The organism is Pseudomonas sp. CFSAN084952 (genome assembly GCF_009648855.1).
Taxonomy (GTDB): Bacteria; Pseudomonadota; Gammaproteobacteria; order Pseudomonadales; family Pseudomonadaceae; genus Aquipseudomonas; species Aquipseudomonas paracarnis.
Genome location: NZ_CP045767.1, coordinates 2,679,583 through 2,697,347, shown reverse-complemented (window position 1 = coordinate 2,697,347; position 17,765 = coordinate 2,679,583). Strand labels below are relative to the sequence as shown.

Here is a 17,765-nt window from a genome sequence, read left to right as displayed (position 1 = left end):
CGGCGCTGCACACTATGTAGTGGTCTGATCTGTTTGTAGGCACACTATATGGGGTGTAACAAAGTTGGTCAACGCACAAGATGTGCGGTCATAGGTCGCTGCTGGGCACGACACATAATTTTTCGATATATCATTATCGAATAAATAAATAGGTATTTATTCCTTTTAATATTTTATCCGGCGGCGCATTTTGAGGGCCTGCGCATTCGTGCGGATTGACCCAACAGCCAAAAGGAAAGCCGACATGACCATCAAAGCGATCAACGTGCGCAACCAGTTCAAAGGCGTGATCAAGGAGATTCTGCTGGGGGAAGTGGTGTCGGAAATCGATGTGCAGACCGCGTCGGGCATTGTGACGTCGGTGATCACCACGCGCTCGGTGCGTGACCTGGAATTGAAGGTGGGCAGCGAAGTGATTGCCTTTGTGAAATCGACGGAAGTGTCCATCGCCAAGTTGTGAGTGGACAAAACAGCCCGGGAAGAGGCGCGTTCTCTTCCCGTGCAACTGCGACCGAAGTCAGCGGTTTTGCAAGCAGATCTCCATGCGTTCGACGCCTTCCTCCAGCATCAATCGTGGGCAACCGAAGTTCAGGCGCACGAACTGTTGGCTGTCATCACCAAATTCGATCCCCGCGCTCAGGCCGACCTTGGCCTGCTCAAGGAAAAACTGCTGTGGGTCATCCAGGCCAAGAGCGCTGCAATCGAGCCACGCCAGGAAGGTGCCCTGTGGTGCATGCATCACCACGCCGGGCAGGCGGGTTTTTACCGCGTCAAGCAGGTAGTCGCGGTTGGCTTGCAGGTACTGCACCAGCGCGCTGAGCCAGTCGGTGCATTCGCTGTAGGCGGCGCGGGTGGCTTCCAGGCCCAGAGGGCTGACGCTGTCGACCATGCCGCAGCGCGCCTGATTGAAACGCTCGCGCACCTCGGCGTTCTGGATCACGGCGAAGCAGGTCTTCAGGCCGGCCACGTTATACGCCTTGCTCGCCGACATCAGCGTGATGGTGCGCTGGGCAATCTCTGGGCTGAGGCTGGCGGTGGGGATGTGGCGGCGGCCGTCAAAGCACAGCTCGGCGTGGATTTCGTCGCTGATGATCAATGCGCCGGTTTCCAGGCAGGCATTGGCCACTGCCATCAGCTCTCCACGGGGAAACACTTTGCCGATGGGGTTGTGCGGGTTGCTCAGCAACAGGGCTCCGGCCCCGTTTAGGGCTTGGCGCATCGCGGGCAGGGGCGTGAGGAACTCGCCGTTGACTTGCTCGAACGGCACCTCGATGCGTGGCAGGTTCCAGTTGCCGGGCGCCAGGCGAATCGGCCGATAGTTGGGGGTTTGCAGCACCACCGCCTGGCCAGGCTGGACGAAGGCGTGCAGGGCCATATTGAAGCCAGGCTCGACGCCAGGCAGGAACAGCAGTTCTTCGGGCTGTACGCGCCAGGCGTACTTGGCCCACAGGTCAGCGACGATGGCGTCGCGCACGTCCGGGCCGGCCACGCTGTAGCCGAGAATCTGCTGGTCGAGCCGCGCGTGCAGGGCTTGCAAGATGGCGGGCGGCGCGGCGATGTCCATGTCAGCGATCCACATCGGCAGAACATCTTTCGGGTAACGGCTCCACTTGGTACTGCCGGTATCGAAGCGTGGGTGGATGGTTTCGAAATCAAAGCTCATGGACAGGCTCGTATCAGGGCGGCGGTAAAAGAATGGCGCCGATTCTAGCGTCATTTGCTTTAATGCACGATGTTGCTCACGCCTTCAGAGATAGGTGCCTACCGGCAAATTAAGGCCGATCACATCCTCACTGCTGATTGGCCGGGTGCTTTTGATCAAGAAGTCGGTCTTGCGATCCCCGGTCAGATCAATACCCAGAAAGTACCTGTTAGTGGCAGGGTTTCGCACGAGGATAGTGTCGCCAGCCCGGCCGCTGTACTGGCTGACATAGTTAAGGGTGACACTGGGCCTGTCCCCCGGCAGCGTACGCCATGAAGCTGGTTATCCAGTCTTCTGCCTCAAGCTCTTTGCATATTCGTTCGGAGAACGATACCCCAGAGCTGAGTGCAGTCGACTGCTGTTGTAAAACCCATGCACATAGCTGGCGATCGATAGCTGTGCCTGTTTTTTGGTGGGGTAGACCCCAAAAGCCTCCTCTCTTTTCAGCGTAGCGAAAAAACTCTCCGCCACTGCGTTATCCCAGCAATTTCCCTTTCGACTCATGCTCTGTTTGAAGTCCTTCTTAGCTAACGCTAGACGGAACTTACTGCTTGCGTACTGACGGCCCTGATCGGAGTGAAATACTGCTCCGCTAGTGCCAGAACAGGCGCTCCAGGCATTCAGAAACGCACTTTCCACCAGGCCATCTGGCATGCGGTCTGACAAGCTGTAGCCCAAGATCTGGCGGGTCTGGATGCTCAACACTACGGCCAGATACAGCCAACCCTCTCTGGTTGGGAGATAGGTGATATCACTGACCCAAGTCGGAGTGGGGTTATCGATGGCAAACTGCCGCGCCACCACATTGTTCGCGACCGGCAAGTAATGGTTGCTGTCAGTGGTACAGGGCCTGAAACCGCGTTTGGACTTGCCGTGAATACCCTCCTCCTGCATCAACCGGCTGACTCGCTTGTGGCCCACTGCATACGATTTCTGGCGTAAGGCTGCGACCAACCGTGGCCGACCGTAGGTGTGTCGACTGGCCGCATAGACGCTGCGCAACTCAATGCGAATCTGAGCGTCAGGATCAGGGCGAGGCTGCCTGTGCGTGTAATCGTAGAAACCTGAAGTTGAGACTTCCATCACCCGGCACAACATACGTACCGGGTATTGAGTCCGTTCAGCAGCGACGAAGGCGTATCTCACCTGGACTCTCTGGCGAAGAATACCGCCGCCTTTTTTAGGATTTCACGCTCCATTTTTAGCTCGGCAACCTCGGCTCGCAGGCGGGCAAGCTCGCTGTCCTCCTTAGTGATGGGCTTGCGCTCGGGCGAGCTCAACGGTTGACCCTTGCGCGTGGCGTTCACCCAGTTATCGAGCGTTTTGACGGACATCTCTAGCTGGCGGGCAGCTTCGGTTCTGCCAACGCTTTCAGCTAACGCAACCGCTTGAGTCTTGAACTCATCGGTGTAGTTACGGCGAGTGGATGGATACATGGCAACCTCCAAGAGAACGATTTAAGTATCGCTTCTTGGCGTCCGTTGTCACGGGACAGGCCCACACCTTCTTTTGCGCTCATTTCGCTCAGGTCGATTGTGTCTTTGCCTGTAGTGAAATCCACTAGCAGGTCGGCGCTATCACGGAGCGAGTCCGCGGCGGCGCGGTACTTGAACGTGTTGAAACCGCCGTTGCCCATCAATTTGTCGGCCCCGGCGGCACCCACCAGTACGTTGTCAGCGCTATTGCCGGTAATACGGTCAGCGCCATTACCGCCAATTGCATTCTCGATGACGGTGTCAGTTGCGATACTGATATTGCCCTTCAGGCCCCCGATATCCGAGCTTGCGCCGGGCGTGAGATCAATTCGCTGGTTTTGGCAGAAGGCAGAGAAGTCAAACGTGTCGTTGCCTGCTTTGTCTGCGACAGTAAAGTGCGGCTTATCGCAAGGTGACGTAAGAGACGTACCTGCTTTGCCGCTGTTGGAGTTGAATCCATAGACGGTATCGGTAGGGCTGCTTTCAGGCTGAGGCGCAGGCTTGGGACATGGTTGGGGCTTTGGCTCAGGTGTCGGGCGTGGGGTTGGCTGCGGCTCGGGTGCTGGGGTAGGGTCAGGCTTGGGCTGTGGCGTTGGCGCTGTATCGGCAGACGTAATAAGGTCTTCGGACTTTATGGGATGTTTACTCAAAATCTTAAACGCAGACGTGGTACCTCCGCTCACGTCCAGCGTTAACGTGTACATCTTGATAGTGTCATCGTACGCCAATACCAGTTCACCTTTACGGCCGGTCAATTTGCTGACTATGTCTGGCTGGCGGATGCCGGCCTCTTTAAGGACGTTAACTAGGTCAATTTTATCGACGCCGCTGGTGAAGTCAGTGATGGTGTCCGGTTTGCTGGCAGAGGTGTCGCTGGCTTTGCTGTATACAAATGTATCTTCACCACCACCTCCTGTGAGGTTGTCGGCCCCGGCTCCCCCGGTTATATGATTGTTAGCCTGATTGCCGATCAGTACGTCATTTCCTGAGCCGCCAATGGCATTTTCCATAACGACGCCTTTGGCAATGGACACATTACCGCGCCGGCCGCCCACGTCCGAGAGTGCCTGGGCATTAAGGTTAATTCTCTGGTTCTGTTTATATCCGGAGAAATCCAGTGTGTCATTGCCACCGCCATCCCAGATACAAAAAGCTACCATGTCATCGGAAGACTTTAAACTGTAGTAGTCGCGTTCTGCGTTTGAGTTGAATCCGTAAGTTGTATCGCCTTTACGAGTTTCATAGTTGGGTTCGTAGAGACGCTGAATCGCTTCGATATCATGCATCATTGGCGTTGAGGTGGCGTCAGAGACGCTGACGCCATTGGTCGCCGGACGGTACCAAGGTGTGTTATAGCTCATGGCAGTATGGGTTTTGCTATTCTCCGGATAGTTACCTTCCGGATGTTGAAGCCCCAAACCATGGCCCAGTTCGTGAATCATTGAAGCGTTCAAGGGGAATCTGCTATCTCCTGTACCAATGCCTATGTTCTGAAGACTCCCTTGATCATTTGGGTAGACCGCATAGCCCCCTACACCGCTGTTGGCGTGAAGCACAAAGGAAGCATCCGTATTCTTGGCATGCTCGGTAAACTTGACTTTTACCACATCCTCCCAGGCCTGCATTGAACTTCTGAAGGCTTTTTTTCTGGCCTCGCTGAGCTCGAGGGCCCCCCCATTCTTGAGCCAATTCGTGTCGGGGTCATTCGAGTTGAAGAATTTGTAGGAAACGTCAATTTTGCCGTCGTTATTTTTGTCTTTGATTTTGTAATTATTTCGCGTCAGGTTTTTTGCGACTTTATCTGAAAGTGAAGAGGCAACTGAGTTGTTTGCAGTCGACTGAAGTTGCGCGGGGGGCGCTGAATATTCAGAGTGGTCGCGAAGAAAGTTAGGCCGAACGCGCGGGATCGCTGACATGATTGTTTCTCAATGTAATGTTAATAGTGGGAGTGTTTACATAGGGGTGGCAGACGCAAAGTACCTAATTCAATGGCTAGATGAAAACTGACTCTGTATTGCAGTATGTTGGCGTGTTCAAGCTGCATGCCTGTGAAATAGCGGCCAATAGGGCGAGTGTGTCCCATGACCGACAAATTCTGTGTCAAAAGCGCCATCGCGCTGGGGATTTAGTCAGGCGAGGGCTATTTTGGTGCATCTCAATAATCAGAGTAGCCATGGATGAAATACCAACCCTTGAGTCACACCTTGATTGCTACCGCGCTGGTAGTAACGATCAACGGGGTGCATGCAGCTTCCCAGGCCCCGGTTGCGGGTGAAAATGGTATGGTGGTCACGGCCCAGCACCTGGCAACCCATGTGGGTGTCGATGTGCTCAAGGCCGGCGGCAACGCGGTCGATGCGGCGGTGGCGGTAGGTTATGCGCTGGCGGTGGTGTACCCGGCGGCGGGCAATCTGGGCGGCGGTGGCTTCATGACCGTGCAACTGGCGGACGGGCGCAAGACCTTCCTCGACTTCCGCGAAAAAGCCCCGTTGGCGGCGACGGCTGACATGTACCTCGACAAGGCCGGCAATGTGGTCGAAGGCCTCAGCGCCAAAGGCCATTTGGCGGTCGGCGTACCGGGCACGGTGTCCGGCATGGAGCTGGCCCTGAGCAAATACGGCACCCTCAAGCGCGCCCAAGTGATTGCCCCGGCGATCAAGCTGGCGGAAAACGGCTTTGAGCTGGAGCAGGGCGATATCGACCTGTTGCACACCGCCACCGGTGAGTTCGAAAAAGACCAGGATATGCGTGGCATCTTCCTGCATAACGGCGAGCCGATGCAGGTAGGCCAGAAGCTGGTGCAGAAGGACCTGGCCAAGACCCTCAAGGAAATCTCGGCCAAGGGCACCGACGGTTTCTATAAAGGCTGGGTCGCCAAGGCGGTGGTGGATTCCAGCCAGGCCGGCAAAGGCATCATCACCCAGGCTGACCTCGACGCCTACAAAACCCGCGAACTGGCCCCCATCGAGTGCGACTACCGTGGCTACCATGTGGTCTCGGCGCCGCCACCCAGCTCGGGCGGTGTGGTGATCTGCCAGATCATGAATATCCTCGAAGGCTACCCGATGGCCGATCTGGGCTATCACTCGGCCCAGGGCCTGCACTACCAGATCGAAGCGATGCGCCACGCCTACGTGGACCGCAACAGCTATCTCGGCGACCCGGACTTCGTGAAGAACCCCATTGAGCACCTGCTGGACAAAAACTACGCGGCCAAGCTGCGCGCGGCGATCGAACCGCAGAAGGCCGGTGACTCCCAGGCGATCAAGCCAGGTGTATCGCCCCATGAAGGCAATAACACCACCCACTATTCCATCGTCGACCAATGGGGCAACGCGGTCTCGGTGACCTATACCCTCAACGACTGGTTTGGCGCCGGGGTGATGGCGAGCAAGACCGGGGTGATCCTCAACGATGAAATGGACGACTTCACCGTCAAGGTCGGCGTACCGAATATGTATGGGCTGGTGCAGGGCGAAGCCAACGCCATCGCACCGGGCAAGGCGCCGCTGTCGTCGATGAGCCCGACCATCGTCACCAAGGACGGCAAGGCGGTGATGGTGGTCGGTACACCGGGGGGCAGTCGCATCATCACTGCGACTTTGCTGACCATCCTGAATGTCATCGACTACAAGATGAATATCCAGGAAGCCGTGGACGCGCCGCGTTTCCACCAGCAGTGGATGCCTGAGACCACCAACCTTGAGACGTTTGCCGTGAGCCCGGATACCCAGAAGATTCTCGAGAGCTGGGGCCATAAGTTTGCAGGTCCCCAAGATGCCAACCATTTGGCCGCGATCCTGGTCGGTGCGCCTTCTCTGGATGGCAAGCCGGTGGGTAACAACCGCTTCTATGGGGCCAATGACCCGCGACGCAATACGGGGTTGTCGTTGGGCTACTGAAGCCTGGTACGGTAAAAAATGTGGGAGCGGGCTTGCCCGCGAAAGCGGTGGGTCAGTCTATGCATGTGCTAGCTGATACAGAGCATTCGCGAGCAAGCCCGCTCCCACAGGGGGCAGTGTGTCAGGGCTTGAGCAGCTGGGTTACTGCGGCAAATGCCGCCTGGCGCCGTTGTTCCCAGTCTCCACCAATCACCACCCGTGGCTGTCGATGCTCCTGCATCCACTCCAGGCTGGCCTGAAAAAACGCCCGGCGATCCGCCAGTTCCGGCTGGCAGCGCTGGCCGTCAGCACTCCATTCCACGTCTTCGGGGGAGAGCAGCAGGTGCAGGTCGTAATGCCGCGCCAGGAGTTCGTCATCAAGCCAGCCGGGGTAATCGCCGAACAGGGTCTGGCTCCAGAGTTTGTTGGTCAGCAGGTGGGTGTCGAGGATCAGCAACGCGGGGCATTTGGCGCGGGCGGCATCCTCCCAGGCCAACTGGCCTTCGGCGATGGCCGGGATATCCGCCAGGGTGGTGTCGCGCTGATGCTGATCGATGAAGTACCGCACATATTCCCCCACCATCAACCCGCCGAAGTGCGCGTGCAACTGCGCCGCCAGCCAGCTCTTGCCGCTGGATTCGGGGCCCGCCAATACCACCACTTTCATGTGCGCAACGCCGGGTCGGCGCGCCACTCGCGCCAACCTTGCACGGCAATCACGGTAAACAGCGCGTAGAGCGCGGCGGTGAGGTAGAGGCCTTTGTAAAGGAACAGGCCGACGAAGATCACATCGACCACGATCCATAATGCCCAGCACTGCACACGTTTTTGCGCCATCCACATCTGCGCCACCAGGCTGAAACCGGTGAGCGCGGCGTCCAGCCAGGGCTGGGCGGCGTCGGTCCAGTGGGCCATGGCGGCACCCAGCAACAGGCTGCCGACGGCGCCAACAGCCAGGCTGGCCATGATCGCCGGCACGCCCAGGCTAGTGACCTGGCGGCCCTGCTTGACCTCGCCGGCGCGGGTCCACTGCCACCAGCCGTAGACCTGCAAGGCCGCATAGACCAATTGCAGGAGCATGTCGGAGTAGAGCTTGACCTCAAAGAAAACCCAGGTGTAGAGCAGCACCATCACCAGGCCGATGGGCCAGCACCAGGGGTTTTGTTTGACCGTTAGCCAAACGGCGATCACCCCCAGGGCGGCGGCAAACAGTTCAAGCCCGGACATGGCGGATCCTTGGGGGAGTGGGAGAGGGCGGTGATTGTACCTAGAGCCCAGCGATCTTCAAACGTGCACCACCGACACTAAGGCAAGCCCCCGCCCATCGGGGTATACCGGCTTCAGTTATCCATTGCACTCAAGATCGCATAAGCCACTTTCACCCGTTCGGCATTCGGGTAGTTCTTGTTGGCGAGGATTACCACACCCATGTCCTTGCTGGGTACATACGCCACATAAGCGCCAAAGCCGCCGGTGGAGCCGGTTTTGTTGTAGAGCACGTTGGCGGGCTGCGGCTGGGCGGGTTTGAGCCAGTTAACCTTGTGCGGCTCCATCGCCATCGGTGTGGAGTTGCCGTCAAGCAACGCTTGCAGGGCGATGGGGTAGGGGTAGCGTTCCCAGCCCAGGCCCTGGGTCATGCCGTTGACGGTGTAGTAGCCGGCGTGAGTGGTGGCAAGGGCCTGCTGCACCGGTTGCTCCAGGGTTTGCGGGTGCATGTTCGCGATCACGTAGCGGGCCAGGTCCTGGCTGCTGCTCTTGAGGCCATAGGCTTCGAAGTCCAGGGCGCCGGGGTTGACACGTACCGGCTTCTGCTGGCTGTCATAGCCCTGGGCGTACTGGCCGGCCTTGTCGGCGGGGACGCGAGTGTAGGTATTGGTCAAGCCCAGCTTGGGCAGCAGGGTTTTTTCCATGGCGACGGTGAACGGCTGGCCCAGGCTTTTTGCGGTCACGTAACCGAACAGGCCAATGCTGGGGTTGGAATACAGGCGTTGTTCCCCCGGTGCGTAAGTGGGTTTCCACTGCCGGAAATAATCCATCATGGTGGTTGCACTGTCGGCGGCATCCGGAAACTGCAGCGTCAGGCCGCCGGCGGTATAGGTGGCCAGTTGCAGCAGGCTGATGCGATCGAACGCGCTGCCAGCCAAAACGGGCAGATGTTGGCTGGTCATGTCCGACAGCTTGAGCTTGCCGATGGCCTGGGCATACCCGCCGAGGGTGGCGTTGAAGGTTTTGCTCACTGAGCCGATTTCGAACAGGGTGTTTTCAGTGACGGGTGCCTGGGTGTCTTTGGCGGCGACGCCGTAGTTAAAGTATTGCACTTTGCCGTGCTGGACGACCGCGACCGTCAGGCCCGGGATGCCTTGCTGTTTCATCAGAGGGGTGACGTGGCTGTCCACGACCTGGCGCATGTCGGTGGCGGCCATGCAGCTGCCGGCGCCCAGCAACAGGGCTGAAACCGCATATTTTTTCAGGGTGTGTTTCATGGTTCGCTTCCATGTAAATAAGGCAGTGGCGATGGTGGCCTGCGCAGGCGTGGCAAATGTAGGTGGATTTCCCGACGTGGGCAAACGATGATATCTCGCACCAGCCATTAGAAAAATTTGGGTCATGTCATGCTGCGTTCCCACCTGCCGCTCAATGCCTTGCGCGCCTTCGAAGCGTCGGCGCGCCATTTGAGCTTTACCCGTGCGGCCATTGAGCTGTGCGTGACCCAAGCGGCAGTCAGTCATCAGGTCAAAAGTCTCGAAGCGCAACTCAACGTCACGCTGTTCAAGCGCCTGCCTCGGGGCTTGATGCTCACCAGCGAAGGCGAATCCCTGCTGCCCGTGCTGCGTGACGCCTTCGACTGTATCGCCCTGACCTTGGATCAGTTTGAAGGCGGCCATTACCGTGAAGTCCTGACGGTGGGGGCGGTCGGTACCTTTGCGGTGGGCTGGTTGCTGCCACGCCTGGCGGATTTTCATAGCCGCTACCCGTTGATCGACTTGCGCTTGTCCACCCACAACAACCGCGTGGATGTCGCCGCCGAGGGCCTGGATTATGCCATCCGCTTTGGCGCCGGCGCGTGGCACGGCACCGATGCGTGCCCTTTGCTTGAGGCACCGTTGACGGTGTTGTGCGTGCCGCAGATTGCCGAACAACTGCGCAGCCCGGCTGACGTGTTGAAGCATACCTTGCTGCGTTCCTACCGTGCCGATGAGTGGAACCTGTGGTTCCAGGCCGCCGGTTTGCCCAGCGATACCCGGGTGCCGCGCAGCGTGGTGTTCGACTCCTCGCTGGCAATGATGGAGGCCGCGCTGCAAGGTGCCGGCGTGGCACTGGCGCCAGCTCGTATGTTTTCGCGGCAATTGGAGAACGATGTGATCCGCCAGCCGTTCGAGATGGGGATCACCACCGGCAGCTATTGGTTGACGCGCTTGCAGTCGCGGGCTGAGACACCCGCGATGGTGGCGTTCAAAGGGTGGTTACAGGCGAGTGTTGCCTGAGCTGACGCCGATCAGTCTAGCGAACGCAATGCCCAAAGCAATGAAGATCAAAGGTGGCAGCTGGCTTGCCTGCGAAAGCGGTTGTGCAGTCACAGGTGCAGCGACTGACACACTGCCTTCGCGGGCAAGCCCGCTCCCACCGTCAGCGCTTGGCTAGGCGAGGTATTGGCGGAACCATCCCAGGGTGCGTTCCCAGGCAAGGTTCGCCGCTGCTTCGTCATAGCGCGGTGTCGAATCATTATGGAAGCCGTGATTGGCGCCCTTGTAGATAAACGCCTCATACCTCGTCCCCGCGGCCTTCAATGCCTGTTCATACGCCGGCCAGCCTTCATTGATGCGCGTATCCAGTTCACCGAAATGCAACAGGATCGGCGCCTTGATGCGCGGCACGTCCTTGGCGTCGGGTTGGCGCCCGTAGAAAGACACTGCCGCGCCCAGTTCCGGGTAGGCCACCGCCGCTGCATTGGTCACGCCACCGCCATAACAGAACCCGGTGATGCCGACTTTGCCCGTGCTGCTGTCGTGGTGCATCAGCCATTCGATGGCGGCGAAAAAGTCGTTCATCAGTTTGGTCGGGTCGACGGTCTGTTGCAGTGCCACGCCTTTTTCATCATTGCCAGGGTAGCCGCCCACCGAGGTCAGGCCGTCCGGGGCCAAGGCGATAAAGCCGGCCTTGGCCAGGCGTCGGGCGACGTCTTCGATATAAGGGTTCAGGCCCCGGTTTTCATGCACCACCACCACGGCTGGCAGTTTGCCTGCGGCCTTGGCTGGGCGTACCAGATAGCCGCGCACGGTGCCGTTGCCTTTGGGCGAGGGGTAGGTGATGTAGTCGGCGACAATATCCGGGTCGGTGAATTTCACCTGTTCGGCCAGGGCGTAATTGGGGCTCAGGGCCGCGAGCAATGCCGAAGCGGTGAGGCCACCGAGGGTGAACAGCGCGGCGCGGTCGAGAAATTCGCGGCGGTTGATCTTGCCGTGGGCATAGCCGTCGTAGAGTTCCAGCAGTTCGGGAGCAAAGTCTTTCGCGGTCAGACGAGTCATCGGTGCAGTCCTCGATTAGCGGTTGCCGTCACTGTAGACCAGGATCAAACCTCGCGGCCATGGGCAGCGGCGGCCAGTTGCCCGGTGTCGACGCGCACGAACACCGAGTCGCCGACGGCGGTGAGCACGCTGCCTGCATACACTTCGCAGACCACACGGCTTTTGCGGCCGATTTCGCCTTCGACCCGAGCCCGCAGGACCAGGGGCACGCCCATGGGCGTGGGCTTGATGAATTTGATCCCCAGGTTGCCGGTGACGCAGTCGATGCGCGGCAGGCTGCCGGGTTCACGCTGTTCGGCGCGGTAGTGGTAGGCCATGGCGGTCCAGTTGGAATGGCAGTCCACCAGCATGGCGATCAGGCCACCGTAGACCAGGTCTGGCCAGCCGCTGTATTTGGCCTCGGGTTGGTGCTCGGCAATGACGTGCACGCCATCGTCATCCCAGCGGCTCTTGATGTGCAGGCCATGGGGGTTGCTGCTGCCGCAGCCGTAGCATATGCCTTCCGGCGCCGTGGTGTCCTGGAGAGAAACGCTGTGCATGCAGAGTCCTTGTTGTTTGGGCGACGCTTCTATTTAGCAGGCCAGGGGTTAGCGAGCAAACTTCTTCGCCCCGGCCACGCAGCCGATCACCGCCACCGTCACCAGCACCATGCCCAGGCTGACCTGTTCATGCAGCAAACCCGCCGCCAGCGCCAGCCCGAAGAACGGTTGCAGCAACTGCAACTGGCCAACCGCGGCAATCCCGCCTTGGGCCAGGCCGCGGTACCAGAATACAAAGCCGATCAACATGCTGAACAACGCCACATAGCCCAGGCTCAGCCATGCCGGCAAGCTGATACCGCTGAGGGTGGACGGCGCCAACAACAGGCTCAAGGGCGCCACCACCGGCAGCGACACCACCAGCGCCCAGCAGATCACCTGCCAGCCGCCCAGGTTGCGCGACAGCTTGGCGCCTTCGGCATACCCCAGGCCGCATGCCAGCACGGCCAACAGCATCAACACATCGCCCGCGGGTGCGGCGCTCAAGCCTTGAGCAATGGCATATCCCATCACCAACAGGCTGCCCAGGACCGAAAACAACCAGAACACCGGCCTCGGCCGTTCACCGCCGCGCAGCACACCGAACACCGCCGTAGCCAGTGGCAGCAGGCCGATAAAGACGATGGAGTGGGCCGAGGTCACGTACTGCAGGGCCAGGGCCGTCAGCAGTGGAAAGCCGATCACCACGCCAAGCGCGACGATAACCAGCGGTGCCCATTGCTGGCGTGTGGGGCGTTTTTCCTTGAATACCCCCAATAGGCACAACCCCAATAGTGCCGCGAGGGTGGCACGGATCATGGTCAGGAACACCGGATCGAATTCCATCACCGCCAGGCGCGTGGCTGGCAGCGAGCCGCTGAAAATCACCACGCCGATAAAACCGTTGATCCAACCCTGGGTGCTGCTGTCCAGAGTGCCGAGAGGAGAAGTGCGTTCCATGGGGGACCTGTCCGAAAATGGCAGTTGCGTGCTGGGCATCCTAGGATTGAAGATTAAGACAATCAAAAAATTGTCATGGATACAACCCTATGCCCCGTGCTCGCTACAAGACGCTGGTCGATACCTTCGCCGAGGCCATCCGCAGCGGCCAATTGCAGCCCGGCACGCGCTTGCCTACCCATCGGCAATTGGCCGCCGAGCATGGCCTGGCACTGGTCACCGCCAGCCGGGTGTACAGCGAGTTGGAAGCCATGGGCCTGGTCAGCGGCGAAACCGGGCGCGGCACCTTCGTGCGTGAAATCGCGTTGCCGCCAGGGCAGGGCAGCGGGCAGATGACGGTTACGGCGGGTGTGCTCGATCTGAATTTCAACTACCCGTCCTTGCCGGGCCAGGCCGAGCTGTTGCGCACGGCGTTGCGCCAGCTCGCCCTGTCTGGCGATCTGGAGGCGCTGCTGCGCTACCAGCCCCATGCCGGGCGTGTGCACGAGCGCGCCGCCGTGGCCCGGCACTTGTTGAACCGAGGGTTGGCGGTGCAAGCCGAGCAGGTGCTTGTCGTCAGCGGCGCCCAGCATGGCCTGGCGGTGAGCATGATGACCTTGCTCAAGCCTGGGGATGTGGTCGCGGTGGATGCATTGACCTATTCGGGGTTCAAGGTACTGGCCGAAACCCTGCACCTGGAACTGGTCGCCATCCCAGTCACCGCCAGCGGCCCGGACCTGGACCACCTGCACAGCCTGTGTCGCCAGCGCCCGGTGCGAGCGGTGTACAGCATGCCGACCCTGCATAACCCGCTGGGCTGGGTGATGAGCCTGGCGCAGCGCGAGCGTTTGGTGGCAATCGCCCGGCAGCACGACCTGATGATCATTGAGGATGGCGCCTATGCGTTTCTCGCCGAAGAAGCACCGCCACCTTTGGCAACTCTTGCACCGGAGCGCACGGTGTACATCGGCGGGTTGTCCAAGAGTGTCGCCACCGGTTTGCGTGTGGGCTTTATCGCTGCGCCTATGGCGTGGGTAAGCGGGTTGGAACGCACGATCATGGCCACTACCTGGAACGTGCCGGGGGTGATGAGCGCGATTGCGGTGGGCTGGCTCGAGGACGGCACGGTGGCGCAACTGGAGGCGCAAAAGCGTGCGGATGCCCAGGCTCGTCAAGCGTTGGCAGCACAGGTGCTGAGGGACGTGAAGACCATCAGCCACCCGTCATCCTACTTTCTGTGGCTACCGTTGGCGCAAGACGCCCGCGCCGATCAGGTCGCCATGACCTTGCAGCGGGCGGGCATCTCGGTTTCAACCGCCGAACCGTTCGCGGTCTCGGCCCAGGTGCCCCACGCACTGCGCCTGGCCCTGGGTTCGGTGCCGATGGCGGCGTTGCGTGAGGCGCTGGTGAAGGTGCGCAAGGTGGTGGCGTGGTGAGCGATCTTCAGTACTTGTAAGCCTGGCGACCAATCAGCAGCCATTTGCCATGCTGTTTTTGCCAGACCTGGAAGTTATCGATATCGGTTGGTGTGTCCACACCGCTGTTCACTGCCAGGGCGTGGAAGTGGTTGCGCACCAGGGCGGTATCGCCATTGAGGGTGATGGTCTGGTTTTGCATCTCCAGGGTTTTGAATGCGCTGGTATGGGTTTCCAGGTCGGCAATGAATTGCGCCTTGTTCTGCACCTTGCCGCTGGAGTGGCCGTAGGTGAGCTTGTCGGACGTCAGTGCATGAAGCTGCTTGAGGTCCAGGTGCAGCATGGCTTGGGTCAATTGATCGACTGCCTGGGCTACATCCTTCTCGGCTGCGCCGGGCGCGGCGGCGACGTAGCCGCAGAACAGGCACAGAAATCCGATCAGCACTTTGAAGTTGGGCATGGGGGTTTTCCTTATTGTTGTTGGGAAATACGACGAGGTATGTCGTCGTACAACCATGCAATATTCTCAAGGGGGAAGGAAAGTGAAATTTGCAGGAGCTTGAGGTGAGGAGGCGCTAGAGTGTTAATCACCATCCGCGCAGCCGAGGTACATCATGGATTTTGACTGGCACAGCGACGTCATCACCCGTGCTACACCCGTCACCCCTAGCTACAAAAACACCCAGAACGTGCGCCGCTTTATGCTTGAGCAGTGCGGCCCGGCGTTCAAGTTCAACCGTCCATTCATGGCGTGGATTCGTAATGGCGCACCCAAGACCTTGGGGGAAGTGGTGGAGGAGTGGCAGCGTCGCAACGAGGTTCTTCGGTCGTCGCACCACGGTGTTTGAACTGAAATATGAACAAAAAGTGTGGGAGCGGGCTTGCTGTGGCGAGGGAGCTTGCTCCCGCTCGACAGCGCAGCTGGAGCCGGCTTTTTTGGGGCGCTACGCACCCCAGCGCAAGCAAGCTTGCTCGCCACAGCAAGCCCGCATTTGAATGAGGAGCCCAGCTAGATAGCCGCCAGCGGTGGCGTACGCGGCGGGATCATCCGTTTGCTGCCGGTGGCTTCGAACGCCGAGGCAAAGCGCAACAGCGCCGAATCGTCATAGGCACGCCCGGCGAAGGTCAGCCCCACCGGCATGCCAATGTCCGCCATCACGCCCATCGGCACGGTGACGGTGGGTACGCCCAGGTGGCGGATGGCGAGGTTGCCGTTGGCGACCCATACGCCGTTGCTCCAGGCGATATCGGCAGACGCTTCGTTCACATCGGCATCGGCCGGTCCTACGTCGGCCACGGTGGGGAACAGCACGGCGTCAAGCCCCAGGGTGTCCATCCAGTCTTCCAGGTCCAGGCGCCGGGTTTGCTCCAGGCCGCGCAGGCCATCGGGCACGGTGCTGATCTGGTCCCATGAGGTGATGCCGCGTTGGGCCATGCGCACGTATTCGTCCATGCCGGCGGCCAGGTCGTCTTCACGGTTGGGCAGGGTGCCGGGGTCGTGGGGGAAGATGTTCGGCCCGTCCACATCGGCCAGGCGGTTCAGGTGCGGGTCGCCGTTGGCGCGCAGGAAGTCATCGAAGGCCCAGGCTGACAGTTCCCACAGTTCGTCGTGGAGGAACTCTTTAGAGACCAGGCCACGGGTAAACACCGTCGGTGCGCCGGGGCGGTCGCCTTCGCAGTTGGACACCAGCGGGAAATCCACTTCGATCACTTCGGCACCCGCCGCTTCCAATGCCTGGCGCGCGGCTTGCCACAGTTCAATCACCGTGGCGCGGGTGTGGATTTTTTGCCCGGTCGGGCCGCCGATACCGGGTTTTTCGCTGGTGCCAGCCTCCGGGTCGGCGTTGATGTACATGCGCGGCACGCCAAAGCGCTTGCCGGCCAGGCTTTCGCTGTTGACTGCCAGCGCCGCGTAGGACTCCGGGCGCACCGAGGTGACGCTGGGGATTGGCACCCAGGGTTGCAGGCGCCACAGGTCGCCTCGTGTGTCCGGGTCTTCGGCCACCACGACGTCGAGCACTTCCAGCAGGTCGGCCATGGTGCGAGCGTAGGGCACTACCACGTCCATGGTCGGGGTCAGCGGCCAGTTGCCGCGCACGGAAATCACCCCGCGTGAAGGCGTGTAGGCACACAGGCCATTGTTGGAGGCCGGGCCGCGACCGCTGGACCAGGTTTCTTCAGCCAGCCCGAACGCGGCAAAGCTGGCGGCGGTGGCGGTGCCGGCACCGTTGGAGGAACCCGACGCAAACGGCGCGGTGAGGTAGTCGGCGTTGTAGGGGCTTTCGGCGCGACCGTACACGCCACGCTGCATACCGCCATTGGCCATCGGCGGCATGTTGGTCTTGCCCAGGCAGATAGCGCCACCGGCACGCAGACGCTCAATGGTGAAGGCATCGCGCTGGGCCACCAGCTTGGCAAACGCCGGGCTGCCGGATGCAGCCGTCAACCCCTTGACCAGGTAACTGTCCTTGGCCGTGTAGGGGATACCATCCAGTGGCCCCAGGGTTTGCCCCTTGGCGCGGCGTGCATCAGACGCCTGGGCTTCTTTGAGCGCATCGGGGTTGCGTACCACCACGGCGTTCAGTGCAGTGGCCGTCTGCGGGCCATCGTAGGCATCTATCCGCGCCAGGTACGCCTGCACCAGTTCAACTGCCGTGGTCTGGCCGGCTTCAAGCGCAGCGCGCAATTGGGCAATGGAGACTTCAGTAACTTGCATCACGTTTTTTTCGCCGCCTTCAAGTGGGGGTATGGCGGCAGTCTACGTACAGATATTTCACAAAACCAGCGCGGCCTACTTCGCGTAGGCGGCGCGCAGGACATCTCGAGAAAGACGTCAGCAGGATTGCGAGCGGCAGTCTCTTGTCGCTAAGGTGGCCGCGTTGATTAACGTTGCACTTCAAGGAAGAGACCATGCAAAAACCTTATATCGCCCTGGCGGCCTTGCTGGGATTCACCGTCTATACCGTGGCGACCATGCTCACGGCCGAGCAGTCACTGTTGGCATTTGGATGGGAACTGATGTCCAGACCCGATACGGCACAGGTGGTGATTGACCTGTATCTGATGGCGGTGCTGGCGTGTGTGTGGATGTACCTGGATGCGCGTGGGCGAGGGCGGTCGATGGCCTCAGTGCTGCCGTATTTTTTACTGACGGCAGTGTTTGTGTCGGTAGGGCCGCTGCTCTATATCGTGGTTAATGGGTTTTCTCGCCGGGCCATGAAGTGAGGCTTGTTGCTCCCGTGACGACCTGCCAGCGACGCTGATCTGACTGACACACGACGATCCAAAGTGTGAGCTGGCTTGCCTGCG

18 protein-coding genes are annotated in these 17,765 nt (G+C 60.0%); 6 read left to right on the top strand and 12 right to left on the bottom strand.

Annotated features, from left to right (window positions below; all coding sequences use genetic code 11):
- Window positions 1-244 precede the first annotated feature (244 nt).
- Complete coding sequence (locus GH769_RS12065) at window positions 245-460, top strand: molybdopterin-binding protein (RefSeq protein WP_003173733.1); 216 nt, start codon at window positions 245-247, stop codon at window positions 458-460.
- Window positions 461-517: 57 nt separating this feature from the next.
- Here GH769_RS12065 and GH769_RS12060 read toward each other — a convergent pair whose 3' ends face one another.
- The 4 genes from GH769_RS12060 to GH769_RS12045 form a co-directional block, all read right to left on the bottom strand.
- On the bottom strand, window positions 518-1,663 hold the full coding sequence (locus GH769_RS12060) for a MalY/PatB family protein (protein WP_032903947.1): 1,146 nt from the start codon (window positions 1,661-1,663) through the stop codon (window positions 518-520).
- A gap of 321 nt (window positions 1,664-1,984) precedes the next feature.
- Window positions 1,985-2,848, bottom strand: coding sequence for an IS3 family transposase (locus GH769_RS12055; RefSeq protein ID WP_020300743.1), 864 nt, complete (start codon window positions 2,846-2,848; stop codon window positions 1,985-1,987).
- Window positions 2,845-3,138 carry a transposase gene (locus tag GH769_RS12050; protein WP_020300742.1) on the bottom strand — a complete coding sequence of 98 codons (294 nt, stop codon included), beginning with the start codon at window positions 3,136-3,138 and terminating at the stop codon, window positions 2,845-2,847. Before GH769_RS12050 ends, GH769_RS12055 begins: the two co-directional genes overlap by 4 nt.
- Window positions 3,078-5,093, bottom strand: a complete 2,016-nt coding sequence (locus GH769_RS12045; RefSeq protein WP_256670320.1) for a M10 family metallopeptidase C-terminal domain-containing protein — start codon at window positions 5,091-5,093, stop codon at window positions 3,078-3,080. The genes GH769_RS12050 and GH769_RS12045 overlap by 61 nt, the downstream gene beginning before the upstream one ends.
- 261 nt (window positions 5,094-5,354) lie before the next feature.
- Between GH769_RS12045 and ggt the strand changes: the two genes are divergently transcribed.
- Window positions 5,355-7,079, top strand: a complete 1,725-nt coding sequence (gene ggt, locus GH769_RS12040; RefSeq protein WP_032902925.1) for a gamma-glutamyltransferase — start codon at window positions 5,355-5,357, stop codon at window positions 7,077-7,079.
- Between the two features lie 121 nt (window positions 7,080-7,200).
- Here the strand turns inward: ggt and GH769_RS12035 are convergent, their stop codons facing one another.
- The 3 genes from GH769_RS12035 to ampC all read right to left on the bottom strand — a co-directional run bounded on the left by GH769_RS12035 (window position 7,201) and on the right by ampC (window position 9,541).
- Window positions 7,201-7,725: an AAA family ATPase gene (locus tag GH769_RS12035; protein ID WP_014718660.1), complete on the bottom strand. Its 525-nt coding sequence runs from the start codon at window positions 7,723-7,725 to the stop codon at window positions 7,201-7,203.
- Complete coding sequence (gene pnuC / locus GH769_RS12030) at window positions 7,722-8,285, bottom strand: nicotinamide riboside transporter PnuC (RefSeq protein WP_014718659.1); 564 nt, start codon at window positions 8,283-8,285, stop codon at window positions 7,722-7,724. The genes GH769_RS12035 and pnuC overlap by 4 nt, the downstream gene beginning before the upstream one ends.
- Window positions 8,286-8,398: 113 nt before the next feature.
- Window positions 8,399-9,541 (bottom strand): class C beta-lactamase, encoded by a 1,143-nt coding sequence (ampC, locus tag GH769_RS12025; protein WP_014718658.1) that lies wholly within the window; start codon window positions 9,539-9,541, stop codon window positions 8,399-8,401.
- A gap of 129 nt (window positions 9,542-9,670) precedes the next feature.
- Between ampC and GH769_RS12020 the strand changes: the two genes are divergently transcribed.
- Complete coding sequence (locus GH769_RS12020; RefSeq protein WP_032902926.1) at window positions 9,671-10,543, top strand: LysR family transcriptional regulator; 873 nt, start codon at window positions 9,671-9,673, stop codon at window positions 10,541-10,543.
- A gap of 153 nt (window positions 10,544-10,696) precedes the next feature.
- On the opposite strand, the gene yghX is transcribed toward GH769_RS12020, so the two are convergent.
- The 3 genes from yghX to GH769_RS12005 are packed head-to-tail and all read right to left on the bottom strand — an operon-like array spanning window position 10,697 to window position 13,062.
- On the bottom strand, window positions 10,697-11,584 hold the full coding sequence (gene yghX / locus GH769_RS12015; RefSeq protein WP_032902927.1) for a YghX family hydrolase: 888 nt from the start codon (window positions 11,582-11,584) through the stop codon (window positions 10,697-10,699).
- 44 nt (window positions 11,585-11,628) lie between these two features.
- A complete protein-coding gene (locus tag GH769_RS12010) occupies window positions 11,629-12,123 on the bottom strand; it encodes a PaaI family thioesterase (RefSeq protein WP_032902928.1) in 495 nt (164 codons plus the stop codon).
- Window positions 12,124-12,171: 48 nt separating this feature from the next.
- A complete protein-coding gene (locus tag GH769_RS12005) occupies window positions 12,172-13,062 on the bottom strand; it encodes a DMT family transporter (RefSeq protein WP_003190848.1) in 891 nt (296 codons plus the stop codon).
- 89 nt (window positions 13,063-13,151) lie between these two features.
- On the opposite strand from GH769_RS12005, the gene GH769_RS12000 reads away from it, so the two are divergent.
- Window positions 13,152-14,477, top strand: coding sequence for a PLP-dependent aminotransferase family protein (locus GH769_RS12000; protein ID WP_032902929.1), 1,326 nt, complete (start codon window positions 13,152-13,154; stop codon window positions 14,475-14,477).
- 7 nt (window positions 14,478-14,484) lie between these two features.
- On the opposite strand, the gene GH769_RS11995 is transcribed toward GH769_RS12000, so the two are convergent.
- Window positions 14,485-14,916 (bottom strand): nuclear transport factor 2 family protein, encoded by a 432-nt coding sequence (locus GH769_RS11995; RefSeq protein WP_014718653.1) that lies wholly within the window; start codon window positions 14,914-14,916, stop codon window positions 14,485-14,487.
- A 154-nt stretch (window positions 14,917-15,070) separates the two neighbouring features.
- On the opposite strand from GH769_RS11995, the gene GH769_RS11990 reads away from it, so the two are divergent.
- The gene (locus tag GH769_RS11990; RefSeq protein ID WP_014718652.1) at window positions 15,071-15,304 is read left to right on the top strand and encodes a DUF6434 domain-containing protein; all 234 of its coding nucleotides are present in this window, start codon (window positions 15,071-15,073) and stop codon (window positions 15,302-15,304) included.
- Window positions 15,305-15,465: 161 nt separating this feature from the next.
- Here the strand turns inward: GH769_RS11990 and GH769_RS11985 are convergent, their stop codons facing one another.
- Window positions 15,466-17,175, bottom strand: coding sequence for an amidase (locus GH769_RS11985; RefSeq protein WP_020302599.1), 1,710 nt, complete (start codon window positions 17,173-17,175; stop codon window positions 15,466-15,468).
- Window positions 17,176-17,366: 191 nt separating this feature from the next.
- Here GH769_RS11985 and GH769_RS11980 point away from each other — a divergent pair, with 191 nt between their 5' ends.
- Window positions 17,367-17,681, top strand: coding sequence for a DUF2834 domain-containing protein (locus tag GH769_RS11980; protein WP_032902931.1), 315 nt, complete (start codon window positions 17,367-17,369; stop codon window positions 17,679-17,681).
- Window positions 17,682-17,765: the final 84 nt, after the last annotated feature.

Bases quoted from the DNA above. Each gene is read 5' to 3' on its own strand.
- GH769_RS12065 (WP_003173733.1), top strand. From the start codon at position 245: ATGACCATCAAAGCGATCAACGTGCGCAACCAGTTCAAAGGCGTGATC.
- GH769_RS12060 (WP_032903947.1), bottom strand. From the start codon at position 1,663: ATGAGCTTTGATTTCGAAACCATCCACCCACGCTTCGATACCGGCAGT.
- GH769_RS12050 (WP_020300742.1), bottom strand. From the start codon at position 3,138: ATGTATCCATCCACTCGCCGTAACTACACCGATGAGTTCAAGACTCAA.
- GH769_RS12045 (WP_256670320.1), bottom strand. From the start codon at position 5,093: ATGTCAGCGATCCCGCGCGTTCGGCCTAACTTTCTTCGCGACCACTCT.
- ggt (WP_032902925.1), top strand. From the start codon at position 5,355: ATGAAATACCAACCCTTGAGTCACACCTTGATTGCTACCGCGCTGGTA.
- GH769_RS12035 (WP_014718660.1), bottom strand. From the start codon at position 7,725: ATGAAAGTGGTGGTATTGGCGGGCCCCGAATCCAGCGGCAAGAGCTGG.
- pnuC (WP_014718659.1), bottom strand. From the start codon at position 8,285: ATGTCCGGGCTTGAACTGTTTGCCGCCGCCCTGGGGGTGATCGCCGTT.
- ampC (WP_014718658.1), bottom strand. From the start codon at position 9,541: ATGAAACACACCCTGAAAAAATATGCGGTTTCAGCCCTGTTGCTGGGC.
- GH769_RS12020 (WP_032902926.1), top strand. From the start codon at position 9,671: ATGCTGCGTTCCCACCTGCCGCTCAATGCCTTGCGCGCCTTCGAAGCG.
- yghX (WP_032902927.1), bottom strand. From the start codon at position 11,584: ATGACTCGTCTGACCGCGAAAGACTTTGCTCCCGAACTGCTGGAACTC.
- GH769_RS12010 (WP_032902928.1), bottom strand. From the start codon at position 12,123: ATGCACAGCGTTTCTCTCCAGGACACCACGGCGCCGGAAGGCATATGC.
- GH769_RS12005 (WP_003190848.1), bottom strand. From the start codon at position 13,062: ATGGAACGCACTTCTCCTCTCGGCACTCTGGACAGCAGCACCCAGGGT.
- GH769_RS12000 (WP_032902929.1), top strand. From the start codon at position 13,152: ATGCCCCGTGCTCGCTACAAGACGCTGGTCGATACCTTCGCCGAGGCC.
- GH769_RS11995 (WP_014718653.1), bottom strand. From the start codon at position 14,916: ATGCCCAACTTCAAAGTGCTGATCGGATTTCTGTGCCTGTTCTGCGGC.
- GH769_RS11990 (WP_014718652.1), top strand. From the start codon at position 15,071: ATGGATTTTGACTGGCACAGCGACGTCATCACCCGTGCTACACCCGTC.
- GH769_RS11980 (WP_032902931.1), top strand. From the start codon at position 17,367: ATGCAAAAACCTTATATCGCCCTGGCGGCCTTGCTGGGATTCACCGTC.